Below are 22,967 nucleotides of genomic sequence, written 5' to 3' on the forward strand. Positions count from 1 at the left end.
CTTTGATCAACTCTGCATGCAAGCCTTAGGCCCTGCCGATTACCTGGAAATCGGCAACCGGTTCGATATAGTGATACTGGCTAATATTCCCAAACTGACCAACGAAAAATGCAACGAAGCCAAGCGCTTTGTAACGCTGATCGATGCGCTGTACGAGCATAAAGTAAAACTGGTCTGCACCGCCGAAGTCCCGGCTCAGGAACTTTACACCGACGGCGAAGGATCATTTGAATTCGAACGGACGGTGTCGAGATTGATCGATATGCAGTCGGAGAGTTATTTGTGTATTGAGCACGCTAGTCGTTGATTTAGGCTGTTATTTTGATGCTTTTAATTCCAGCATATAAAGTTGGCTATCATTGTTGAAAGACAGTAGAGTGCTACCTAATAAAAAAAGGGTCTTGTATTTGCATTTTTGAAAATAGACCGGAAATCTAACCTCTCGGCCAGCACGGACGCAACATTACCATGCTTAGGAAATATAGATATGCACAGAGCTTTCGGCCTTTCGTTTAGCGACTCCAAGTGGTTAATTCTGTTTGTTATTTTGTTGGTGATTTTTGTATTCGCTTACCACAAGCTAATTCAGAGCTCCATACAAAATCATCCGGAATCCACCTATCGAGCTGTTCGAGAACATTGCCATTATGTGCTCGGTAAGCAATTTGACCAAATGGCACAGGATGTCTTCTCTGATAAATTTCAAAGTTGCGATGACTTTCGTATAAAGTCGGTTACTGCTGCTGGGGGCGTATTCGACCCGGTTATGGTAAAAATTATATTGGAAAGCCCATATAACTTGCCGTTGGACAAGGACATATTCATTTTTAAAACTGTTGTAATTAACTTCAACTTTCTTTCCGGATTACATGGGTTGATCAGTGGAAACTGGGAGTTCAATTTCTACAATACCTATTCTGATTTTATTTTCAAGGGCAGTGTCTGAGTTCGCAGTCTCAAATAGGAAGGCTCTCAAGCGGGACGGGGTTTGCAACCCCGTCCTTAATGTTTTTTCGACGTCTGGGATAACTGGTTAAATTTATAAAAGCGAAACGTTTTGGCCGGGGCAACATGCCCCGGCCGGCGACTTCACAAGCGATCCCTGACTTTTCCGATTTTACTTTTGCTCGATGTCGTTACACTAAAACTGTAAGGCAAATTATTTGAAGGCTGGATAACCGACAACCAGAAAATCCGCTTGTTTAACGCTGCTATTGTTTTTTTGCATTACCTTCTTCTGCTGCTCTCCTATACCAATAAGCTGCTTTGGTATCGTCCTTCATTACGCCTTGTCCATTTTGATATTTAAGAGCTAAATTGTATTGCGCATTTGAATTGCCTTGCTCTGCGGCTTTGCTATACCAAGAGACAGCTTGAGCATAGTTCTGTGCTACATGTTGACCCAAATCATACATAACGCCTAAATTGAACTGGGCTTTTGCGTGGCCTTGATCTGCCAATTGTTGATAAAGTGAAAAGGCTTCCGCATACCGGCCTTGGTCGTTCAGGTCATACGCACGCTGAAACATAGCTTCACTATTGGTGCTTGACGGCGGTGGCTGCTGCGTGTAGTCCTGTTGTGTATTGGCCTTTTGATGATATTGTCGTTCAGCTGTCTTGTCCGTTTCGTTGAACTGTGTTTTTTCGCTCTGCTGCTTAGCTTGAGCTTCTTGTTCTCGAATCCAGGCATTATGCCCGGCCCGCTTAACCGGGTCTATTAATACGGCATAGGAAGCATTCACAAGTTTTATGACTCTTTCTGCTTCCTCGCTGCTACCCTGGAATTTATCGGGGTGAAAAGTTTGGCAAAGGGCTTTATAGGCTGCTCTGATAACACTGACGGGGGCGTCTCTTGTAACCTTTAGGTTGTCGTAATGGGTACGTATATTAGTCATAGAACTTATTTTTTAATATTTTTTACTGTAAACGAAAATCGCGATAATTATAACCGGTTCTGCCTAATTAACCGCAAAAACGCATACTTCAGATGTACAAATATGACAGCCTCAAACTTAGGGATTTAACCCTGACAACACATGAAACTGTTCAACAAATAGCGGTGTAACGGGGATTGTTGAATCTGCGGATGTGCGACAGATTATGGTGGGATCGATCAAAGTATATTCAACAGCATAAACTTGCCGGATACCGCGATCACAAATCATAACAGCACCGGTTTGGTCAGTTAAGACGATAAAATATTATCAAAATAGCAACAGTTTCAGGAGAAATTTTGAGGCTGTTTACTAATAAATTTTCAACGCTTTTTGGCATTTCAGGATAATCTTGTTGCGGCTGTAGAGCGATTTATTCAGCACTTCCTTAGCTTAACGAACATGGGCAATTTGTAATACCACGTTCCGAGTATCGTTACTCCAAGTAAGTTCATGGATGTCGAACTCATTGGCGCTTTGTTCGTCGTCGTCATCTAATTTAATACCCAGCTTGCTGAGCTTGAAATGGGTTTTATTAATACTCAATAGGTTGGACGGGATTTTCAGATATTCGATTAATGTATTCAGATAAATATCCGGGTTGGCCAGGCTATTTACTCGCGATTCGTAAGAATCGTCGCTAGTTTTGAAAAGTTGATTAGTCATGTGCGACGCCATCTCCTGTTTGATAAGCGCCACTACGCGACTAAACAGATATTCTTTTAGCGTCGTGTTAAGTTCTGCACTGCTGGCGCAAGGAGCATGGATTTTATGTGAAAAGAAATTGACCGCTTGTTGCGGTACTTCGCGGATGATCATGTCTCCTTGCATGCCTACGCCTAATATTTTTTTTTCACTCTTACCGGCAGTTAACAATGCATACATTATCGGAACTTGATATTCACTATGGGAACGTAAATAAGCACTCACATCGCCATCGTTTTTAAATAGCTTATCGATGTCTTTGCTGTTGACGAACAGGGCGTTGATAAGCGGATTCGTTTTAAATGTATCCATATCCAAGTCAATGGGTGATGGAATCTGGCCGGCGATATCTAGTATATAGTTATATAGCGCCCGTACATACACTCTTAATTTATCGGCGTAATCGTCTACGGCTCGCATCTTACTATTTGATATATCCACGAAGTTTTCGACAATCTGTCTGTCTTCCTCAGTCTGTTGCTCCTCGTCGTAAATATAGCTACCCAGATTGCTGATGAGCTCTTGCAGGCGAAGTAATTGATCGTCGAAAAACGTTCTAAGACTCAAGGCTTCGTATGTTCGTCTATCGTTGTTCATGACAGGCTCTTCTTGTAAGGGCGTGAGGTGGGAAGGTTTAAAAGAAGGGATATTGAAAAGATTTTTTCCGTGAAACCCAATTACATGTGTTGTTTATGTCTACTCATAATCGATGGGTTTCAAATCGCTGAAGGTGCTGATGCTGCATTTTAATACTAAATCACACTCAGGCGTCGCCAAATCATAAAACAACAAAGCCCTGCTTCAATAATGCCTCAAACTGCTCAATCGGTACCGGCTTGCTGAATAGGTAACCCTGCATCTCATTACAACCCTGTTCGCGTAAAAATGCCAGCTGCCCAGCCGTTTCCACGCCTTCGGCAATAGTTTTCAGGCCAAGGCTCTTCGCTAAATTGATAATGGCGCTGACGATGGCTTTGTCTTCCGGGTCGGTACTAATATCGCGTACAAAGGATTGGTCAATCTTAAGTTTGTATACTTTAAATTTTTTTAAATAGCTCAGCGATGAGTAGCCGGTACCGAAATCATCAATCGACATGCGTATGCCGCGCTCGTGTAAATCATCCATTACCGCGATGGCATCTTGCGGGCTGTGCATCGCCACACCTTCGGTCAACTCCAGTTCCAGGTACTTGGGTGGCAAGCCCTCTTCGTTGAGTATGCGTGTGACCAGCTCGGGCAGATCGGGGTGACGAAACTGCACTGCGGACAGGTTCACTGCCATAATCAGTGAATCAAAGTCATCCTCCAGCCAGGCTTTCGCTTGTCTCACCGCTGTTCTTAGCACCCATTCACCGATCGGTAAGATCAATCCGCAATCTTCTGCGATTGGGATGAACTCCGACGGAGACACCATGCCAAGTTCGGGATGCTGCCAACGTAGCAAGGCTTCGGCTCCGATAATGCGGCCGTCTTGCATCGACACCTGCGGTTGGTAATATACATGCAATTGTTCGTATTCTAGTGCTTGGCGTAATGCATTGACCAACCGCAGATTGCGTGCCAAATGTGCCTGCATTTCCGGGGTAAAGAAACGATAGCCTTGGCGGCCTTCCTGCTTAGCACGATACATGGCAGTATCCGCGCTCTTCGATAAAGTTTCCAGATCGGTGCCATCTTCCGGATAGAGAGCAATACCAATCGATGCCGTTAGAGTCAGAGTGTACTGTTCAATCTGATAAGACTCGGCAATGACACTCAGTAACTTTTGCGCAACATGCCCGGCGCCGATTGCATCAACTCCAGGTAATAACAAAATAAATTCGTCCCCGCCCAAGCGTGTTACCGTGTCTTCTGTTCGAAGAATCATAGGCAGGCGCTTGGCTAACTCAATTAATACAGCATCGCCAATACTATGACCGAGTGTGTCGTTGATATCCTTGAAATGATCGAGATCAAGAAATATCAAAGCCAAGTGTCCATTGCTGCGTTTCGCTAAACTGAGCGCATATTTTAGATGATCGTTCAGTTGGGTGCGGTTCGGTAAGCCAGTTAACGAATCGAAATTGGCCAAATAGTGAATACGCTCCTCAGTAAACTTTTTTTCTGTTATATCTTCATAAACACCCAGCACGCCGATGATTTCGTTGACATCATTCTGAAGCGGCACTTTAGATTTGCGCAGCCACATCATGTTGCCGTCAGGTGTGATTTTCATTTCCTCATAGAAAAGTTTGGGGACACCCGTGTCTAAGATCTGTTGGTCATCAGCTCGATAAAGTTCCGCCTGTTCATTCCAGCCCAGCTGATAGTCGTCTTTTCCGATAACAGATTGTGTATTGACTTCCCCAGCATCGGAAGCAAAAGTGGGATTACAACCTAAATAACGTAATTCCTTATCTTTCCAAAAAATGCGTACAGGTGCGGTGTCGATGATGGTTTTAAGCAGATTATGTGAAGCTGCCAGTGAACTCTCAGCCTGTCTACGTAGTGCATCGCGTTCAAAATTACTGAGTGCATAGTCGATATCCATAACCATTTCAACCAGCAGATTGCGTGCAGCTTCATCAAAGGCGTCGACCTCAGAGGAATATAAATTGAAAACCCCGATGATCGCGCCGTTCTTGTGCAAAGGCAGCGCGGCAGAAGCCCCCCAACCAAATGCTGCTCCGCACTCATGCCATGGAGCAGTGACCGGATCATGCAAAAAGTCCTGACACCAGAAAGCACGATTTTCGCGTATGGCTGTTCCGGTTGGGCCTTGCCCGGTGGCCTCATTTTCATCAATTGAGATTTGAATTTTTTCCAGATATTCTATGCCGACGCCGTAGGATGCGACCCGTTTAAGCTGTTTGCTTTGTTCGTCTAACAAGCCTATCCAAGTCATCTTCATGCCGCCGAAGGTCACTGTATCATGGCAAATTTGTGGAAATAGCTCTTCTTCATTGTTGCAGCGTACGATGGCCTCGTTGCACTGGCTCAATGCAGCGTAAAGCTGGTTCATGCGCTCCAGCTTCGTTGTTCTCTCCTTGACTTTATATTCAAGTGAGGCGTTAATTTCGTTAATATGCTGTATTTTCTGATTGACTGCTTTATCCATGGCAATAAAGCTTTGAGTGAGATCACCCAACTCATCATCCCGTTTTTTTTCTTTTTCCAGGACGCTAAGTTCCTCGCTTAGCGTGCCGCTTTGCTTACCACTGGCAACGCCGCGAAAAATACGGCTGAGGACAGTGAGCGGATGAGAAATGGAAGCGGCAAAATACCAAGCAAACGGAAAAATTAACAACAGGTTGGCAGCCGTAATCAAGCCAAGGGTTTGTATCATCTCCCAGGTATTTTTTCGGACAATGTCCTTGGCGTGCAGTGCAGCAATAGTACCGACAAGCTGTTTATCGGTGTAGAGCGGTATCAGGCTCTGATAATAGCCTTCGCCTTCAAGCACTATTTCATTGAGTGTTACCGCCAAGGGCCGAGCGTCTAAACTCACTCGCATACCGCCCCAGTCCGGGCTCCGATAAATAGCTATGGCACCGCTACTGAAGCCTTGCGGGGTGAAGACATTGATCTTGACGTCGGTCAAATGGGAAAGTTGATCGACAAAGGCCTGATCGAGCGACTGCACCATAGCAACAAAGCCTAGTTGCTTTATTTTTTGTTTTCCGCTGGTCGGGTCGAAAGCCAAGCCCATAATCGGAACATGGCTTTCGATAGCCAGTAATCCATCCACTACGGCATAGTGTACGTTTTCCTGTTGCGGTAACTTCCCTCCGAACTCGAGACCTATCTTGGCGACTGAGGTCGCCTTCCTTATATTGTCCCTGTTTAACTCTTCACCATCTTTCAATGTGGCAACCTGAAACACAGGCGTAGGAGAGCGCTCGACAAAACCGACCGATTCAGTGCCGCTGTCGAATAAAGCAAAGGAGACCAAGTTGCCTGTAGAGTCGTAGACGGCAATCTTAGAAAGCTTCGCGACACGTCCTATCTTATAGGTATCCTTTACTAATTGTTGATAGGTGTTAAACAGCGTTTCTTGGTCGATGTCCGATTGCGCATATTGAGCTAAGTACCAAATGGTCGATCCAAGATTTTTCTGTGTTGCCAATTGGCGTGAAGCAACCAACATGTTGTCTTTACGGTCAACCAGGCTGTCGTTAATTATACTGGATGCCTTATGTAATAGGGCATTGGACTGATCTAAATATTGTTGACGGATTACCCAGGAAACCGCCAGCATGGAAGCCAAAGCTACCAGGAGGCTTATAGCAATCCCACCCAGTAGAAGTTTGTTTTTTAGCTGCCTGACTTTCATGATTGAACTGTTTCTTTGAATTGGCCTAGTAATGATAACGGTCAGGTCGGACTATATAAGTTGTACCATATTACTTTAAATTTCTCCGGGGGCGTAGGAAAGAATAGGCATATAACCATCGGGTGCTATGGAAGTGTCGAACGGATAGGTCATATAGTTGTTCCGGTCAACTAATCCGAGTTTGATCAGGATGGTATGGGGCCGTTTCTTGATTCTGTTTTCCAGGAAATCCACTGCGGCATTGATGGTTACTCGTGCCTGACTAACGCCTTTAGTATCGGCGGAGGCGAAGATTTCACCCTTGCGGATAAAACCGGCAATCTCTCTGGTAAGATCATAGGCGACAATCCTGATTTTTCCATTTAGCTTGGCTTCTTTCATCGGCAATATTACAGCCGGCGCGCATCCAGTGCATCCAAGAATATAGTCAAGCTCTTTGCCGTGTTCGGCAAGCAATTGCTCCGCCAATTGCGACTGCTCGATACGATCGCTGTCGCCGTACTTGATATCAACAATATTGACTTTGATTGCGGCTTTCTGTGCCGCTTCGCGCGTACCCTCGACCTCGCCCTTGACCCAGCCTGCGTCGGAGGGGCCCGGCAACAGTGCGATATTGATTGACTTCAATCCGCGCTGCTGCGCATCGTGGATTACCCATTTCGTAGCTTCGATCCCCATACCTTTTAACGAGGTAGTCACTTTGATCGTTAAGTCATCGCTAGTGCTGTCGTTCGCCAGTTCGAAGACAGGAATGCCCATAGCACGGGCTTTGGCTATGGATGAATTGTTGGCTGTTTGGCTAAGTGGTGAAATGACGATGGCGTCGTATTTCGCTGCAATGGCTTCATCCATCTTGCGCAACTGCCCAACCAGGTCGCTGTATCCTTCAGCCGGAAAGATATCCACCGCAACGCCTAGGCGCTTGGCTTCACTAATTACCCCGTAACTGCAGCCGATCCAGTAAGGATCTTTTATATGAGGGAATAGAAACGCAATGCGCCATGGTTTTCCGGATCGTGCGGTCATCGCGTAACGGTCATTTACCACGCGGCCGCTGACCAACGCTTCATCCGCCGATCCCTGATGCTTGACGGGCGGATAAATAAAATAGACGGGAATAGGATCGAATTTGCTGTCAATAGGCGCCGATGTAATATCTGCTAATGCAGGAGCTACGGTCATGTTCAACAAAAGTACATAGAGGACGATTTGAGGAAAAAAAGCTTTTGCCAAGCTTATTATTCCGATTTTCGTTTCAATTTTCTCTACTTCGAGTTGCAAGTACAGCATCAGTTTTTCCAATATTTACATCGAACGATTGTACATCTGCCATCAGGGTAGTGAAACTGTTTGTGCGAACTTCGTTGCAAAGGGTTATTCAAAAAAGCAGGACAAAATGCAATATGACTGAAACATACGGCTCAATACGCCACGCTACTGCGCCCTACAGCTGTTGAGCGCAGAGTTAGATACGCCCCCACGCTTGGTTAATTGTAGCGATGAAGCCTTTTAGCTCAGCCTTAATTTCCGAAGATAAAGGCGTTGGTGAGTTTAGGGCCTGCTCGAACCGATCGCGGAGTTCTCCGAACAGTTCACTGGATGTAGTCCATGCGACCTTATGCAACAAATAGTCAATTTGGTCGGCAATATCAACTTGCCCTGCCGATCTTAGCGAGACCACTACCTCGTCTATATGATCGTAGAACTGTTGATTGGATTCGTAAGTGCGGATTTGGCGTTGTCTAAAGTGAAAGTAAGAGGCTACGCGCTTTTGCGAAGTTCCGCTTGAGCGCAAGGTTAGCTCCTGACGCATTGTTTTAATTTCTTCGTAGCTTCGATCCGAAATGATATCGCCGTCTGAAGGTACCCCGCGTTTCTGGTCTTTCTTTGTGTAGTGCGGAGCGGTCAGCTCAGGCTCGATAACTTCTCCCTGACATTCAATGTCAATTACGAAGCCTTCTTGCTTGTGTCTCAGAATCCGAAACTCCGTGCATGGAAACTTTCGTGGCTGGTTCATATCCGGGTCATCTGATATTGGTCCAAAGTCATATAAATACTGACCGTTTAAATACAACACCCTGCCATCCTTAAGCTCAATGTAGTAGTGCGGTCCCTCATCTTCAAACTCATCTACAGCGAAAGCGCGTATGGCTTGAAATGAATCCTTTAAAAGAAGGCCATCACGATCTAGATCTGCAATTTGTTCTTGTAAGCTCTTTCCTGTCAAACTTGGTCTAAGGCCGCGTTTATTGAAAATAAACATCGAGAGAAACAGGGATACAAATAGCGTCAAAACGGGCGCTATGTTTGCCCACCATGGCCAGTAGTCGTCAGGATAATTTTTGCTTATTAAACCCACAACTACAAGCATAGAAGTGAATACAAAAAGGCTGGCAAAGATTGTGCGCATGATAATGGGTTAACGTAGGACTAACCGTGCGGCACGGAAAATTGAAAAATAAAATCGTATTATAACCGGAGTGTCACCGGCAATGTAAAACTGACCCATCTGGGGGAAAATGACCGATGATTTGAAATGAAAAACCCGGCTTTTCTACGAGAGTAGCCGAAAAGCGATTTGTTCAGCGCTTCCTAGGTATTCAGTTTAAACTGTCGCTAAGAAGCGGCATATTATTTTTATGGGCAAGCTCTATTTGTGCGATTTTTATTTCTGCCTCCTCTTTCGAGATTACTTTCTGCTCGCATAGCCAATTAAATTTACGTATTTCATTTTCAGGTTCGTTTTCCATATCTATTTCACCATACCATTGTAAAAGTTGCTTTCTTCTTCGCTCATTTATTTCCTTGACTATTAGGTCATGTTTCTTGTCCTGAATAACGAATATATTCCCGCGATCAGTCTTAAAGACGGAATACTTGACCTTTGAAAGATGCGCCCAGGCCAGACAAACCAGACCGTTTATCAACCAGAATCCCTTACCTGATAGCGAAGCATCGGAATAAATTGCATATCCCAACTGATATAACCCGAGACCACACCACAGGTAGGCGACGTTACGAAGCCACTCGTTTTGCTCAATGGACACAGATGATTTTTGAGGAAAATCAGCGTAGCGCATGTCTACATCATCAGAGCCTTTTTTGTCTTCATAAGCGAAATTGAACGATTCATCGTTGAAGGTGAATGTGTGCTTATTTGAGCGTTTCTTTTGTACTATTTTCATTTTTGCTACTCTCAGTTCTAATTACTGTAGCTTAGCGTTTGAATTAATCGGCCTGCGCGGCTTTTCGCGCAGGCCCGGTGGAATAAAAGGTTAGGCCCATGCTCATTGGCTAGCGCCTTCGTACTCAGCAACGACCTCTTCAAGCGTTGGGTTTGACTTTGCCCGTCCGTCCACAAATACGATGGGAAGGCTTCCATTCATGACCGAGGTGATGCGTTCCGCTTCCTTGTTCGAACTGATGTGATTGAAGCTGATGTTGTGGGTGCGGACAACCGGAATGCCTTTTTCGGAAAGGGCTTGAGCCAAGTTATCGGCACGTTGGGCATCTTCGTGGGGGCAGTTTTCTGCCGCGACAACCAGAACCGCGTCTGAACTCTCGCCTTCCATCGGCGGCAAAGAAACGAACCCGCTTTCGCTGGTGATAGATGCTTCAACCGCCACTGACGAGGCTCCTTCACTGTGCGCTTTCCAGTAGTGATAGCCGCCGCCGGCAACGCTTAATATGATAAGTAGTTTGACTATGTTCATTTGTTGGTGAGAGTCTAACGTAAAAGTAAACACCTTAATTAGATGTATATTTAAAGTTCAATCGCCGGTGTATAACGCCGCTCCGGTAATCCGTTAGACTGGATGTTATAGCCCTTGCTCATTAATAGCAAACTTTAATATGAAAAATAAAATACACCGCTAAAAACTCCTTGATCAAACAACTCTGTAAAAATCCCTATACCGTCAACAAAAGTCACTAACTTCGTTTTCCAACTGCGCGGCCGGCTTATATTTAAAATCATGCACTAACTCAGAAACATCGGCATAGGTGCATATCGCTTGGCTGCATCGATCACAATTCTTTATCGCCAGTTTATTTAAATATTTTTCCAACGTTTCAATCAGCGTTAGCAAAATGCACGGACGTTTTATATAAGCGCGATAGGGCGGGTTAGCGACAGCTTAACCCGCTATTTCGCGAGATAACCATGACCACCTTTTGCTGCACCGGACTCCTCTACTGAAGAAAGTTATCGTAATACTGATTGTTTTAGGCTTGAGTTGGTATAGCAACCGAAAACACCAAATTCATCAAGAAGAACCGCTATCAGCGCCATCACCACCAATAACAGAAGATTTGTTGAATCGGAGCCTGCTCTGATGTGTTGACATTGCGTACGTTAAAGCGTACTTTTATTTCCTATTCCATAGGAGCCATTTATGCAAACACTCAAAGCCAGCGAAGCCCGTGCAAATTTCTACCGGCTTATCGATGAAGCGGCAGAATCTCACGAACCCATCATTATTACAGGCAAGCGCAGTACTGCTGTCCTTATTTCCTCAGAAGATTGGAGTGCCATTCAAGAAACGCTTTATCTTCTATCAGTTCCAGGTATGCGCGAGTCCATCAAAGAAGGCATGGCAGCCCCTCTCGCGGAAAGCGCGAAGGAACTTGATTGGTGAGTTGGCAGATCGTTTATGCCAAACAAGCGCTCAAAGACGCGAAGAAACTGTCGGCAATCGGGTTAAAGCAGAAGGCTCAGGAACTATTGGCTATTCTTGAAAAGAATCCCTTCCAAAATCCACCGCCCTATGAAAAGCTGGTTGGAGACCTTACTGGAGCCTATTCAAGACGAATCAATATCCAACATCGTCTCGTTTATGAAGTACATGTTCAGGAAGAAGTTGTTCGTGTCCTGCGAATGTGGACGCATTATGAATGAGCAAAAGCTGACAGCATTTTTCGTTATTGTATGGCTGAAGGTAAACCTGCCTAACCCGACGCTCCAGCGGACTCCGCTAACGCTCTGCCTCTGAGTTTTACGTTAGATACTCTGGAGAGCAGAATGAATGAGTCGACCGTATGTTGTCCATATTGCCGATCAACAGTGGAGGATGGCGCAGCACGTAAGTGCGTAACATGTCATGCGAGTTTTCCGTGGACCAGAGAGACAAACTCCACGAACTTCCAAAGGAGAGGGGAAGAACCGGTATGAACTCTTTTCCTTCAAGGTTATTGCAGGCGAACAAAACCAACCCCGGGCAAAATCTGAATTGCCTAGCAATGCACAAAATGTGCGTCGGTATGCTATTTAGTCTCGGTTTTAGACTGACCTTGAATCGTGGCAACGATACGTCTATCTCCCCCTCGATTGCGATGCTCGCACAGATAAATGCCTTGCCAGATGCCCAGGTTAAGCCTGCCTTTGGTAATGGGAATACTGCAACTGGAACCTAGCAGGGAGTTTTTTATATGGGCGGGCATGTCGTCTTCGCCCTCGTAGCCATGCTTGTAATAAGGTGCGCCTTCCGGTACAAATCGATTAAAGTGGCTTTCCATATCCTGGCGCACGGTCGGATCGGCATTTTCATTCACCGTCAACGATGCGGATGTATGCTTGATGAAGAGGTGTAGCAAGCCGCAGTCTATGGCGGCCAATTCCGGGATAGCGTTCAGGATTTCACCGGTGACCAGATGAAATCCTCTGCTTTTTGCCGATAATGAAAATTCTTTTTGTATCCACATTAACAAAACCTGCTGTGTAACTTGGGATGCCGCATCAAGCGGCGCATTTTAGAAGAAAAAGACGTTCTATAGTCTAATGATTCAACGATCTCGCCAACCGATGCAAAGCTTCACTGCCGTGATTGAACAACGGCCAGCCGTCGCCGTTTAATACGGCTTTAATATCAGGTAAATCGGCGATGCGTTTAACCGATTGTATGGCCTTGCTTTTATCGCTCAGCTTTGCGTCCGGCAACATGCATAATTCACCGCCGATATGGCAACGGATTAAATCGCCGGTTATCAGTGTGCTGTGTTCTAAAAGCAGCGCCAGTTCTCCGGGTGTTTTGGAGCCGTTAAGCTGATAAGCAATCAGTCCGGGGACGATTTCTTCATGATCGTGAAGCCAACGGGTGCAGTCCAGCGGAAACGTTTCTTCTTCGGCTGCCGGGCCGTAAATCGCAGCGCCGGTGACGTCGGCTATATGTTCGGCGTCACGGCAGTGGTCGCTATTGGTGATGACGATAAAACCTACTCCGCCCAGACTTTGCAAGTGACTGTGATCATGTTCGGACATCGGCAATGGGTCGATTATGACATTGCCCCCGTCACGCACCCAAAGCACGCTATGAAAATCAAGATTGCGTTCCCGATTAAATTCAGACCAGCCAAACAAGTCTTTTCTATGTAATTGTTTCATTGCTAACCCCCTGAATTAATAATTTTACACCCTGTCTTACGATCTTCTGTATATATAACCGTTTTATTAATCGATTCCGGCAAATCATAGAGTGTGTCCATTATTCAAAAATATCAAGTTAAAAGGCAAGGCCAAGCTGCGCGACAGCTAAAATATCCTATGAAGTTGTAATACTCGTAGTCTTACCTAGTTTTTTTTGTATAATCAAACTCACCTTATTTTATTGTCGACTAGCAATGCAGACTCCTTTTAAGACCATCGGCATCATAGGCAAACCCAGCGACCCCAGCATCGCCGTGTCTTTAAACGCCCTGTATACTTTTTTAAAGCAACAGCAATATACGGTCATTGTCGCTAAAGACAGCGCTCATTTTATAGCTAATCCGTCCGTTAAACCCTGCTCCATAGATACACTGGGCCAACATTGCGATCTGGTTATCGCCGTTGGCGGAGACGGTACTTTTCTTGCCGCGGCTCGCGCCATCGTCGAAGACGATATTCCGTTGATCGGTATCAACTTGGGCCGATTAGGGTTTCTGGTGGATATATCGCCCAACGAGCTGTCCGATAAGTTGCTCCCGATTCTTCAAGGCCATTACACCGAGGAAAAACGCTATTTATTGCGCACCAAGATCATTCGCGAAGGGCAGGTTATCCATGAAGAAACCGCCGTCAATGAAGTAGTCGTCCACCGCTGGGTGACGCCCAGCATGATAGAAATCATCACCAAAATCGATAATGTATTTTTAAATTCCCAACGTTCCGACGGCATGATAATTTCAACGCCAACAGGGTCAACCGCTTATGCCCTGTCTGCCGGCGGACCGATTTTGCACCCCGCACTGAACGCTCTGGTATTGGTGCCGCTTAATCCTCATACCTTGTCGAATCGGCCTATAGTAATAAACGATTCGGTTGAAATTGAAATAAGCTTTTGCCAGACTAAACAAATTAACGCATTGGTAACTTGCGATCATATCGAAATTCCGAAGGTATTGATTAGCGACAAGATCCTGATTAAAAAGGAGCCTATACCGATTAGAATTTTGCATCCTGAAGGTCATGATTTCTTTTATATACTCAGGAATAAATTAAACTGGAGCAGTGGTTACCACACCGACAATCATGCTATTGAACCTTAATATCATCGACCTTGCCGTCGTTAAATCATTAGACCTCGACCTGGAAAAAGGCATGTCGGTGCTGACCGGCGAAACCGGGGCCGGTAAGTCTATTTTATTGACTGCGTTGGGACTCGCCTTGGGCGACCGGGCCGACTCCGGCTATGTGCGCCCGGACAGCAAACGCGCCGAGATTAACCTGGAATTCGATTTGGCCGATGCGCCGTTAGCGCAGCAATGGCTCAAAGACAATGAGCTGGATGCCGAGCAGCAATGCCTGATCCGGCGCATTGTGAATTCTGACGGACGCTCCAAAGCGTATGTCAACAACCGCCAGGTCACTTTGCAGGCCTTGCAGGAGCTCAGCGAAAAGCTGGTTGAAATTCACGGCCAACATGCGCATTTAACTTTGCTGAATGCAGACGAGCAACGCCGCTTGCTGGATGCCTACGCAAAAAACCAGCCCTTGCTGGACAGCGTCAACGCTTGTTACCGGGAATGGCACCAAGCTAGCAAAGAGCTGGCAAGCCTGATTAAATCCAGCGTCGACCAAACCGAACGCGAAGAATTGCTGCGCTACCAAATTGAAGAATTGCAACAGCTGGATTTGGCAAACTTTAACTATGCCGAACTTTCAGAAGAGCACAGCAAGCTGGCCAATCTGGGTCAGATTTTAAGTACCGGCCAAGCCCAGGTCGATTTGCTTTATGAGAACGACCGGCAATCGGTTAATCAAATGTTGAGCCACTGCTTAGTCGAATTAAGCCATATTGCCCAATACGCGCCAGAATTAAATGAAATCTGCACCATGCTCTCTGAAGCCCAAATCCAGGTCGAGGAAGCATCTCTTCAGTTACGCCGCTTTCTTGAGTCGCAAGAGGCCGACCCGCAACATCTTGAAGCGCTGGAAAACCAGATCGGCATTATTCAAAGCCTTAGCCGCAAGCATCATGTTACTCCGGATGAACTGCCGGAGCTGGTCGGCAAGCTTGAAAGCGAACTCGACGGATTAACCCACAGCAGCGAGCGCATCGAAGCCTTAACGGCAAAAGCCGAACAATTGCTTGCCCAATACCACCAGCTGGCTACGCATCTGTCCGGGCAACGCAAGCTTAGCGGCAAGAAGTTGCAACAAAAAATTTCAGCCATGATCAAAGAACTGGGCATGCCGCAAGGCGAGTTTCTGGTCGACATAGGCGCACTGGAAAGCGATACGCCCAAGCTTAACGGCAAAGATAAAATAGAATTCCTGGTCAGCGCCAATCCCGGCCTGCCCGCAAAACCACTGGCTAAAGTGGCTTCAGGCGGCGAACTATCGCGCATCAGCCTGGCGATTCAAGTCACCACATCCAGTGATAAAACCACCCCGACCATGATTTTTGATGAGGTAGACTCAGGCATAGGAGGAGGCATTGCCGAAATCGTCGGGCAAAAACTGCGCAGCTTAAGCCATAACCGGCAAGTCATGTGCGTCACTCACCTTCCACAAGTCGCTGCACAAGCGCATCACCATCTCTACGTTGAAAAAAACAACCGAACCGATATGACTTCTTCCAATGTCCGGTTACTGGAAACGGAAGAGCGCGTTGAAGAAATTGCCAGAATGCTCGGCGGTGTCAATATCACCGCCAACACGCTGGCGCACGCCAAAGAAATGTTGTTTCAATCTACTTCCGGCCTTTAGCCGGGAAATACAATTACACGGAACTAAAAACCATGAATAGATTTCCAGCCGAGTGGGAAAAACAATCCGCCGTATTAATCGCATGGCCGCATAAAACCGGCGATTTTCGCAACCTTGAAGCTGTAGAACAATCCTATAGCGTTATTGCCGATACCATCAACCAATACCAAAAACTGCTTATCGTTTGCAGGGACGACAGCCATCAGCAACATATCCAGACCTTACTAGGCAAGATCGATAATATCGACTTCATTCACGCTCCCGTGAATGACATCTGGGTTAGGGACACCGTTTTTCTTACCGTCGAAAAAGACGGCGCAAGTATGCACATGAACTTTCTTTTTAATGGCTGGGGAGAGAAATACTCGCACCAAAACGACAATGACCTCAATCACAAACTGCTAAACGCCAAACCCTTTAAAGGCGCCAGCCACACCGATATAGATTTTATATTGGAAGGCGGCAGCGTCGAAAGCGACGGCATAGACACCATCCTGACCACCAAACAATGCCTGTTAAATCCGAATAGGAACAAAGGCCTGAGCCAACAGGATATTGAACAGCAATTGCTAAAGCACTTGGGTGCAAAACGGGTGTTCTGGCTCGATCAGGAAAACCTGACCGGCGACGACACCGATGCCCATATCGACACCCTGGCGCGCTTTTGCTCGGCTAACACCATCGCTTACACCAGCTGCGACGATGCCGAAGACCCGCATTACAACAGCTTGAAATTCATGGAAACGCAGTTGCAAGGGCTTCGGACTCAGGATGGAGACGTCTATCATTTGGTGGCGCTGCCGTTGCCGCAACCGATCTATGATGAGGACGGACAGCAGCTGCCGGCCAATTATTCCAACTTTTTGATCATTAATCGCGCCGTGCTGGTACCGGCTTACGGCGATCCGATGGATGCGGTTGCACTAGAGCGCTTGGCCGGTTGCTTCCCGGATCGCAAGGTTATTGGTGTTCCTTGCCAACCCTTAGTGCATCAGTATGGTAGCCTGCATTGCATGACGATGCAGTTTCCTGAAGGGGCGCTGAGAGCTAACGGTTAATATTGCAATCTTGTCAGGGCGCGGCGTCATGTCAGGCTATCCTGCCTGATACCCTTTGGGTTAATGCAAATCTTTTCCAAACAGATTTGCTAAGTCGCGCCCTGCATAACTGGGGTAATTAATGGTAGCCTCATTGAACTTGTCTATTTTTATAAATCTCAAAAATCAATCCTGCCTATACATGCCGATCATTCATCGTATTACAGTCATTATCCTTGTCCTGCTCAGCGCCGGTTGTGCAAGGACTTATCAGGCCAGATATGTCGAAACGTCGCATTTCCTGGACGATTACTCCCTGCTTAAAGACGGCGAAGATGGCGATGCTTTATTAAGCTTCTGGAAAGAAGGCACTAACTGGGCGGCTTATAAAAAGATTATTTTAGAACCTGTCATTACCAGCAAACTGCCTGATTCCGATCTCAATGAAATGACCCACGCCGAGAACCACAGGCTGACAGAACTTTTTGAATACAGGATGCGGGAAGCCCTAAAGAAGAATTTTACACTGGTAGCTCATCCCGGGCCTAATACGTTGCGCGTTCAATTTGCGATCACCGATGCGGAATCTTCGATATTGCTGCTGGATTTTTATACGGCTGTCTACCCTTCGGCCCGCGCCTTGTCGCTGCTAAAAAGATTGGCGACAGGCACTGAATCTTTCGTGGGTAAGGCCAGTGTTGAAGGAAAAATCATCGATTCACAAACAGGTGAATTACTGATGGCTTCGGCAGACTGCCGGGCAGGCGGGAAAACAATAATGGGGGCTTTCGACAGCTTGGATGATGTTGAACAAGCCTATCAATACTGGGCAAGTCAATTAAACTATCAGCTTTGCAGGAAACAGGGGCATACTGACTGCCCAGAGCCTGAATAAACTTAACTGTCTAAACAATTTACCCGGAATCCACCATGACTATTAACCCAGCGCTTGTTCTGTTGTTTACACTGACATTCGTCTTCCCCGTCCAGGCCGAAATCTACAAATGGACCGACGCCAATGGGAAGTCGCATTTCTCAGGATCAAAACCCGCTAATCCGGCCTCCGTAGAAAACCGCAACGATCTTCAAACAAAATCATCGCAACCGGCGCCGGTTACTGATAAGGCGGTCGTTACCGCCGCAGCGCCGAAAGTCGATCTTTACATGACCCAGTGGTGTCCTTATTGCAAAAAAGCTATGGCCTTTCTGCGCAAGAATGATATCGACTTTAATACATACGATATTGAACACGACCTTGATGCCGCAGCGCGCAAAAAAACGCTTGCCCCGGATTATAGCGGCATCCCGCTGGCAGTCATTAATGGCGTCACTATCCGTGGCTTTAGCGAAGAATCATATCAAGAAGCCTTAGCAAAAAAATAAGGTAATCGATCAAGGCTAATCTATGAATAAAACATGGTTGGGGATATTTTTCTCTGTATTGGTGTGGTCGGGAATTTATCCTAAAGATTATCTGACTTGGATGCTTGAAACAGCGCCGGCGGTGGTCGCTTTTATTGTGCTTATCGCGACGCGCCGGAAATTCCGCTTAACGGATTTGGCTTATAACTTGATCCTGATCCACAGCCTTATTTTAATGATCGGCGGGCATTACACTTACGCGGAAGTTCCACTGTTCGACTGGCTCAAGGACAGTTTTAATTTCGATCGCAATAATTACGATAAAGTCGGCCATTTTGTGCAGGGTTTTACCCCGGCGATAATCGCCAGGGAAATCCTGATCAGGAATCATGTGCTCGAAAATATCAAATGGCTTAATTTTCTGGTTATCTGTATCTGTCTTGCCATAAGCGCTTTTTACGAGTTGATTGAATGGTGGGTTGCATTATTAAGCCAGAAAGCGGCCGAGGCGTTTTTGGGCACTCAAGGTTACGCATGGGATACTCAATCAGATATGGTTTGTGCGCTGTTTGGAGCGATACTGGCATTGGTGCTGTTAAGTCGTGTTCATGACCGGCATATCGATAGGTTGATGGGGTAGGGTGGCTTGATGTGATTCTCTATCGGAATGTTAACTCCGAGATAACATTTATATAACGATACGCGCATGGGTATGGAAATGATAAATACGCCTTATTTTTCGCGAAGATACTACAGTTTTGTCATTTCTATCCTTAAATCGTTGTAAAATAAAGCACGTTAGAAACCACCAACACACAATCATCATGAAATCAACATTAACCGTTAGCGCTGTTCAACAGCCTTGCGATGAAGACAGACAGACTAATCTTGATTTTTCGATAGCAAAAATCCATGAAGCCGCAGCCGCAAATGCCGACTTGGTCGTATTGCCTGAGCTGCATCTGGGGCCGTATTTTTGCCAGAACGAAGATTATAATAACTATAATCTTGCCCAGCCTATTCCCGGCCCGACTACGGCAATTTTATCGGATGTGGCTAATGAACTTGGCATCGTCATCGTATCGACTATTTTCGAAAAACGGGCGCCTGGGCTTTATCACAATACCGCCGTCGTTTTTGATAAGGATGGCAGTATTGCCGGTAAGTACCGAAAAATGCATATTCCAGACGATCCGGGCTTTTATGAAAAATACTATTTCACGCCGGGCGATTTGGGCTTTAAGCCTATCGAAACCTCTATCGGCAAATTAGGCGTATTGGTTTGCTGGGATCAATGGTACCCTGAGGGTGCGAGGTTGATGGCTTTGGCCGGTGCGGATATGTTGATTTACCCGACCGCGATAGGCTGGGATCCGGAAGATACGCCCGAGGAACAACAGCGCCAACTGGATGCCTGGATTACTATTCAGCGTGCCCATGCTGTCGCCAATGGAATTCCAGTCATTGCCTGCAACCGCATCGGCTTTGAGCAAGCGCCGAATTCGGCTACAGGTACTGGCATTAACTTTTGGGGCAATAGCTTTATAGCCGGGCCGCAAGGGGAGATTATTACCAGCGCTAACGACTCGGAAACAAAAGTGCTTAGTTGCACAATTGATAATGCAAGGTCTGAGCGGGTCAGGCAAATCTGGCCGTTTTTGCGCGACCGCCGGATTGATGAATATGGCGATTTGACCAAACGTTTTATCGATTAAAGTAAACCAAGGATTCTATCGTTGAGGCATAATGAATAAGTCAGACAGCTCGGATGTTTTTAGTCAAATACACATTGATGTTGCCCGTAATGCGACTGACGATTTCAATTTGTTTCACGATAGAAACCGGTGGTTGCGCATCAATCGCAACCCGTTCAATGGACCGATTGCGCTCGGCTTTCAAGTGGAATCGTTGCTTGAGCACAAGGTTTTCCTTCATCGCAAGTTACATAAAGAAAACAAACTTATCAGGGATAAAAACCTGCGTTTTAGCAACTACCAGTTTTCTTTTGTTAATGCAGTCAAGCCCGGCCAGGTTGTATCGATCGATATAAAACCATCGAAGCTTAAAGAAGATCCCGAGACGATTCTCAGTAACAGGATTACTGTTAAATCGGATGGCGAACTGGCATTGCTGGGCTATAAAACCGAATCCAAATTTGCTTTATTTCTGACTATTCCTGAGCTTCCTCAGTTTGGTGCCCTCAATCAGCATCCCGACCGATCTTTTATAGCGGGCAGCAGTTTTTTTTTGAAACGAAAATTCATCACCACCAGCAACGCAAAAAACTTTTTGTGCGGGTCCCTGGTCGATCAGGATGCTTTTTTCGACCCTTTTAAAAATAAAGTGGTGTTTCCGGAAATATTTCCGTGCAGCCTGATATCCAGCGCATTGCTGGAAAAAGCGGTTTTAGAAAAGCACGATTTCGAACGCAATCCGTTGGTGTATATGTCGCATAAGATCAGCATCGATCGCAGCTATCTTACTAAACTAAAATCCGGCGAGGCGCTGTATATACTGATCAGGCAAATACCGCCCGAACCAAAGAAAGACGGTATAGGCAGCGCAATAGAGTCACCCTATCATTATGAATGTTACGGCCTGATGGAAGATAAAACAATTCTTTACCGGGCGCTTATTTCGCTGGCTCCGCTGGAGCAAATCCTGAATACGCTGAAATAATTCGCTATGCCGGAATTGAAATATTTACTCGGTTATCCTGAACATGTAACCGACCAAGCGCGCCTGCTGATCGGTAACAATAAACTGGGCGAAACGCTGCTGAAAAAATACCCGGTTGCTCATACGATCAGGACGGATAAGGCGCTGTATGCTTATGCCGTTGATATGAAAAATGCGTTGCTCAAACAATCCCAGCCGCTTAGCAAGGTGATTTATGACGATAAGATTAAGGATCTTCATCATGCGCTGGGCCTTCATACTTTTATTTCCAGAGTGCAGGGCGGCAATCACAAGGCAAAAAACGAAATCCGGGTGGCTTCGCTGTTTAAAAATGTGCCTTTGGAGTTTTTAAGGATGATCGTCGTGCATGAACTGGCGCATTTAAAAGAAAAAGATCACAACAAGTCGTTTTACAAGCTATGCGAGCACATGGAACCGTCTTATCATCGGTTCGAATTGGACATGAGACTGTATCTGACCCATATGGATTTATTCGGGAAACTGTACTGATGAAATGGCAAGCTATTATTCAGCATATCGAATCGGCGACCGGGCAACCTTTTAAGTTGACCAAGGCTCAACCGCTCTCCGGCGGTGATATTAATGCGGCTTACCGGTTACAGGCAGAAAACTTAAGTTTTTTTGTCAAATTGAATAGCCCGAACCGACTCTCGATGTTCGAGGCCGAAGCCGCAGGTTTGGAAGCCCTGGCTCAAGTTCAGTCAGTCCGGGTGCCTGGACTTATTGCTTGCGGACAAACATCCGGCCATGCTTTTTTGGTGCTTGAATATATTGCTCTAAATAGCCTGAATACCAACTCCGCGCAGCTGCTGGGCCAACAATTGGCGCGGCAGCATCTTATCGAACAGCCCTATTTCGGTTGGCACCGCGATAACACTATAGGCAGCACGGTGCAAGTCAACGGCCAGTACCACGACTGGATTAAATTCTGGCAAGAACAACGTTTGGGCTATCAATTAAAGCTGGCTGCGGCTAAAGGTTATGGCGGCCGCTTGCAGGCATTGGGCGAAAAGCTTTGCACAAATTTAGAGCCGTTGTTTTCAGGCTATCAGCCGCAACCGGCTTTGCTGCATGGCGATTTATGGGGCGGCAATGCGGCCGCAGATGAACAAGGCAATCCGGTTATTTTCGATCCGGCCTGCTATTTTGGCGACCGGGAAACCGATCTGGCGATGACTGAGTTGTTCGGCGGCTTCGGTTCTGCGTTTTATCAGGCTTATCAAGCCGTTTATCCGTTAGATTCGGGTTATGCACGCAGGAAAACTTTGTATAACTTATACCATATACTCAACCATCTGAACCTGTTTGGGCGAAGTTATCTGCATCAGGCAGAGAATATGATTGAAAAAATTCTGAGTGATTAGCTCTAAAATTTAGCCGAATGAGGCGTATATTCCAGAGACCCTGTCAAAATGTCTCGTTCCCACGCAGCGCGCGCTCATCGTTATACACAACTTCGCCCAAAAGTCGTCACCCCGGAAATAGTTATTCAGCGCCATGCCTGTCTTGGGCATAGCCGAAGGGAGAAGGTAACTTTCGAAACGTCCCGCCTGTTCAGAAAACGTTGCCAGTTAGACCTTCCAGGTTTTAAAAACCTGGAAGGTCTGTATATCGGCATGTTTCTCGCCTATCGCTAGGTAAGGGGCTGTCGGAATGACGACAGCCCGCAGATACTTGTGTATAACGATGAGCGTAGCTCATGGGAACGAGGGAAGGCTGTTAAATAGGCTGAT

At 46.2% G+C, this 22,967-nt stretch carries 24 protein-coding genes; 15 read left to right on the forward strand and 9 right to left on the reverse strand.

Going from position 1 to position 22,967, the window contains the following annotated elements; genetic code table 11:
• Positions 1-307, forward strand: a 307-nt coding sequence (gene zapE, locus EPO18_RS09380; protein WP_292433102.1) for an AFG1/ZapE family ATPase, incomplete at its 5' end; no start/stop codon positions are given.
• Between the two features lie 180 nt (positions 308-487).
• Entirely contained in the window at positions 488-946 is a 459-nt protein-coding gene (locus EPO18_RS09385) for a hypothetical protein (protein WP_292433103.1), read from the forward strand.
• A gap of 265 nt (positions 947-1,211) precedes the next feature.
• Here EPO18_RS09385 and EPO18_RS09390 read toward each other — a convergent pair whose 3' ends face one another.
• From EPO18_RS09390 to EPO18_RS09420, 7 genes are all read right to left on the reverse strand, one after another.
• Complete coding sequence (locus tag EPO18_RS09390) at positions 1,212-1,895, reverse strand: J domain-containing protein (protein ID WP_292433104.1); 684 nt, start codon at positions 1,893-1,895, stop codon at positions 1,212-1,214.
• 432 nt (positions 1,896-2,327) lie between these two features.
• Positions 2,328-3,236 (reverse strand): hypothetical protein, encoded by a 909-nt coding sequence (locus EPO18_RS09395; RefSeq protein ID WP_292433105.1) that lies wholly within the window; start codon positions 3,234-3,236, stop codon positions 2,328-2,330.
• Positions 3,237-3,417: 181 nt separating this feature from the next.
• Positions 3,418-6,951 carry an EAL domain-containing protein gene (locus tag EPO18_RS09400; RefSeq protein ID WP_292433106.1) on the reverse strand — a complete coding sequence of 1,178 codons (3,534 nt, stop codon included), beginning with the start codon at positions 6,949-6,951 and terminating at the stop codon, positions 3,418-3,420.
• A 75-nt stretch (positions 6,952-7,026) separates the two neighbouring features.
• Positions 7,027-8,253: a TMAO reductase system periplasmic protein TorT gene (gene torT, locus EPO18_RS09405; protein ID WP_292433107.1), complete on the reverse strand. Its 1,227-nt coding sequence runs from the start codon at positions 8,251-8,253 to the stop codon at positions 7,027-7,029.
• Positions 8,254-8,416: 163 nt separating this feature from the next.
• Positions 8,417-9,361, reverse strand: a complete 945-nt coding sequence (locus EPO18_RS09410) for a hypothetical protein (protein ID WP_292433108.1) — start codon at positions 9,359-9,361, stop codon at positions 8,417-8,419.
• Between the two features lie 190 nt (positions 9,362-9,551).
• The gene (locus tag EPO18_RS09415) at positions 9,552-10,136 is read right to left on the reverse strand and encodes a hypothetical protein (protein WP_292433109.1); all 585 of its coding nucleotides are present in this window, start codon (positions 10,134-10,136) and stop codon (positions 9,552-9,554) included.
• Positions 10,137-10,238: 102 nt separating this feature from the next.
• On the reverse strand, positions 10,239-10,664 hold the full coding sequence (locus EPO18_RS09420; RefSeq protein ID WP_292433110.1) for a hypothetical protein: 426 nt from the start codon (positions 10,662-10,664) through the stop codon (positions 10,239-10,241).
• Between the two features lie 681 nt (positions 10,665-11,345).
• Here EPO18_RS09420 and EPO18_RS09425 point away from each other — a divergent pair.
• Together EPO18_RS09425 and EPO18_RS09430 are read left to right on the forward strand one after the other, a co-directional pair.
• Positions 11,346-11,588: a type II toxin-antitoxin system Phd/YefM family antitoxin gene (locus tag EPO18_RS09425; protein WP_292433111.1), complete on the forward strand. Its 243-nt coding sequence runs from the start codon at positions 11,346-11,348 to the stop codon at positions 11,586-11,588.
• Entirely contained in the window at positions 11,585-11,848 is a 264-nt protein-coding gene (locus EPO18_RS09430; RefSeq protein WP_292433112.1) for a Txe/YoeB family addiction module toxin, read from the forward strand. The genes EPO18_RS09425 and EPO18_RS09430 overlap by 4 nt, the downstream gene beginning before the upstream one ends.
• Positions 11,849-12,213: 365 nt before the next feature.
• Here the strand turns inward: EPO18_RS09430 and EPO18_RS09435 are convergent, their stop codons facing one another.
• Both EPO18_RS09435 and EPO18_RS09440 read right to left on the reverse strand, forming a co-directional pair.
• Positions 12,214-12,651: a secondary thiamine-phosphate synthase enzyme YjbQ gene (locus EPO18_RS09435; RefSeq protein WP_292433113.1), complete on the reverse strand. Its 438-nt coding sequence runs from the start codon at positions 12,649-12,651 to the stop codon at positions 12,214-12,216.
• A 73-nt stretch (positions 12,652-12,724) separates the two neighbouring features.
• The gene (locus EPO18_RS09440) at positions 12,725-13,330 is read right to left on the reverse strand and encodes an MBL fold metallo-hydrolase (RefSeq protein WP_292433114.1); all 606 of its coding nucleotides are present in this window, start codon (positions 13,328-13,330) and stop codon (positions 12,725-12,727) included.
• Positions 13,331-13,566: 236 nt separating this feature from the next.
• Here EPO18_RS09440 and EPO18_RS09445 point away from each other — a divergent pair, with 236 nt between their 5' ends.
• The 11 genes from EPO18_RS09445 to EPO18_RS09495 all read left to right on the forward strand — a co-directional run bounded on the left by EPO18_RS09445 (position 13,567) and on the right by EPO18_RS09495 (position 22,871).
• Positions 13,567-14,472, forward strand: coding sequence for an NAD(+) kinase (locus EPO18_RS09445; RefSeq protein WP_292433115.1), 906 nt, complete (start codon positions 13,567-13,569; stop codon positions 14,470-14,472).
• Complete coding sequence (gene recN / locus EPO18_RS09450) at positions 14,456-16,135, forward strand: DNA repair protein RecN (protein ID WP_292433116.1); 1,680 nt, start codon at positions 14,456-14,458, stop codon at positions 16,133-16,135. Before EPO18_RS09445 ends, recN begins: the two co-directional genes overlap by 17 nt.
• A gap of 32 nt (positions 16,136-16,167) precedes the next feature.
• Positions 16,168-17,193 (forward strand): agmatine deiminase family protein, encoded by a 1,026-nt coding sequence (locus tag EPO18_RS09455; protein ID WP_292433117.1) that lies wholly within the window; start codon positions 16,168-16,170, stop codon positions 17,191-17,193.
• Between the two features lie 121 nt (positions 17,194-17,314).
• Complete coding sequence (locus tag EPO18_RS09460; protein WP_292433118.1) at positions 17,315-18,067, forward strand: DUF3313 domain-containing protein; 753 nt, start codon at positions 17,315-17,317, stop codon at positions 18,065-18,067.
• 35 nt (positions 18,068-18,102) lie between these two features.
• Positions 18,103-18,555 carry a glutaredoxin domain-containing protein gene (locus tag EPO18_RS09465; protein WP_292433119.1) on the forward strand — a complete coding sequence of 151 codons (453 nt, stop codon included), beginning with the start codon at positions 18,103-18,105 and terminating at the stop codon, positions 18,553-18,555.
• A gap of 22 nt (positions 18,556-18,577) precedes the next feature.
• Positions 18,578-19,174 (forward strand): DUF2238 domain-containing protein, encoded by a 597-nt coding sequence (locus EPO18_RS09470; RefSeq protein ID WP_292433120.1) that lies wholly within the window; start codon positions 18,578-18,580, stop codon positions 19,172-19,174.
• Between the two features lie 184 nt (positions 19,175-19,358).
• Positions 19,359-20,249 carry a carbon-nitrogen hydrolase gene (locus EPO18_RS09475; protein ID WP_292433121.1) on the forward strand — a complete coding sequence of 297 codons (891 nt, stop codon included), beginning with the start codon at positions 19,359-19,361 and terminating at the stop codon, positions 20,247-20,249.
• Positions 20,250-20,280: 31 nt separating this feature from the next.
• The gene (locus EPO18_RS09480; RefSeq protein ID WP_292433122.1) at positions 20,281-21,213 is read left to right on the forward strand and encodes a hypothetical protein; all 933 of its coding nucleotides are present in this window, start codon (positions 20,281-20,283) and stop codon (positions 21,211-21,213) included.
• A 6-nt stretch (positions 21,214-21,219) separates the two neighbouring features.
• Positions 21,220-21,723, forward strand: a complete 504-nt coding sequence (locus EPO18_RS09485; RefSeq protein WP_292433123.1) for a YgjP-like metallopeptidase domain-containing protein — start codon at positions 21,220-21,222, stop codon at positions 21,721-21,723.
• A complete protein-coding gene (locus EPO18_RS09490) occupies positions 21,723-22,598 on the forward strand; it encodes a fructosamine kinase family protein (RefSeq protein ID WP_292433124.1) in 876 nt (291 codons plus the stop codon). Before EPO18_RS09485 ends, EPO18_RS09490 begins: the two co-directional genes overlap by 1 nt.
• 48 nt (positions 22,599-22,646) lie before the next feature.
• Positions 22,647-22,871, forward strand: coding sequence for a hypothetical protein (locus EPO18_RS09495; RefSeq protein ID WP_292433125.1), 225 nt, complete (start codon positions 22,647-22,649; stop codon positions 22,869-22,871).
• Positions 22,872-22,967 lie beyond the last annotated feature (96 nt).

The organism is Methylobacter sp. (assembly GCF_004322395.1).
Classification (GTDB): domain Bacteria; phylum Pseudomonadota; class Gammaproteobacteria; order Methylococcales; family Methylomonadaceae; genus Methylobacter_A.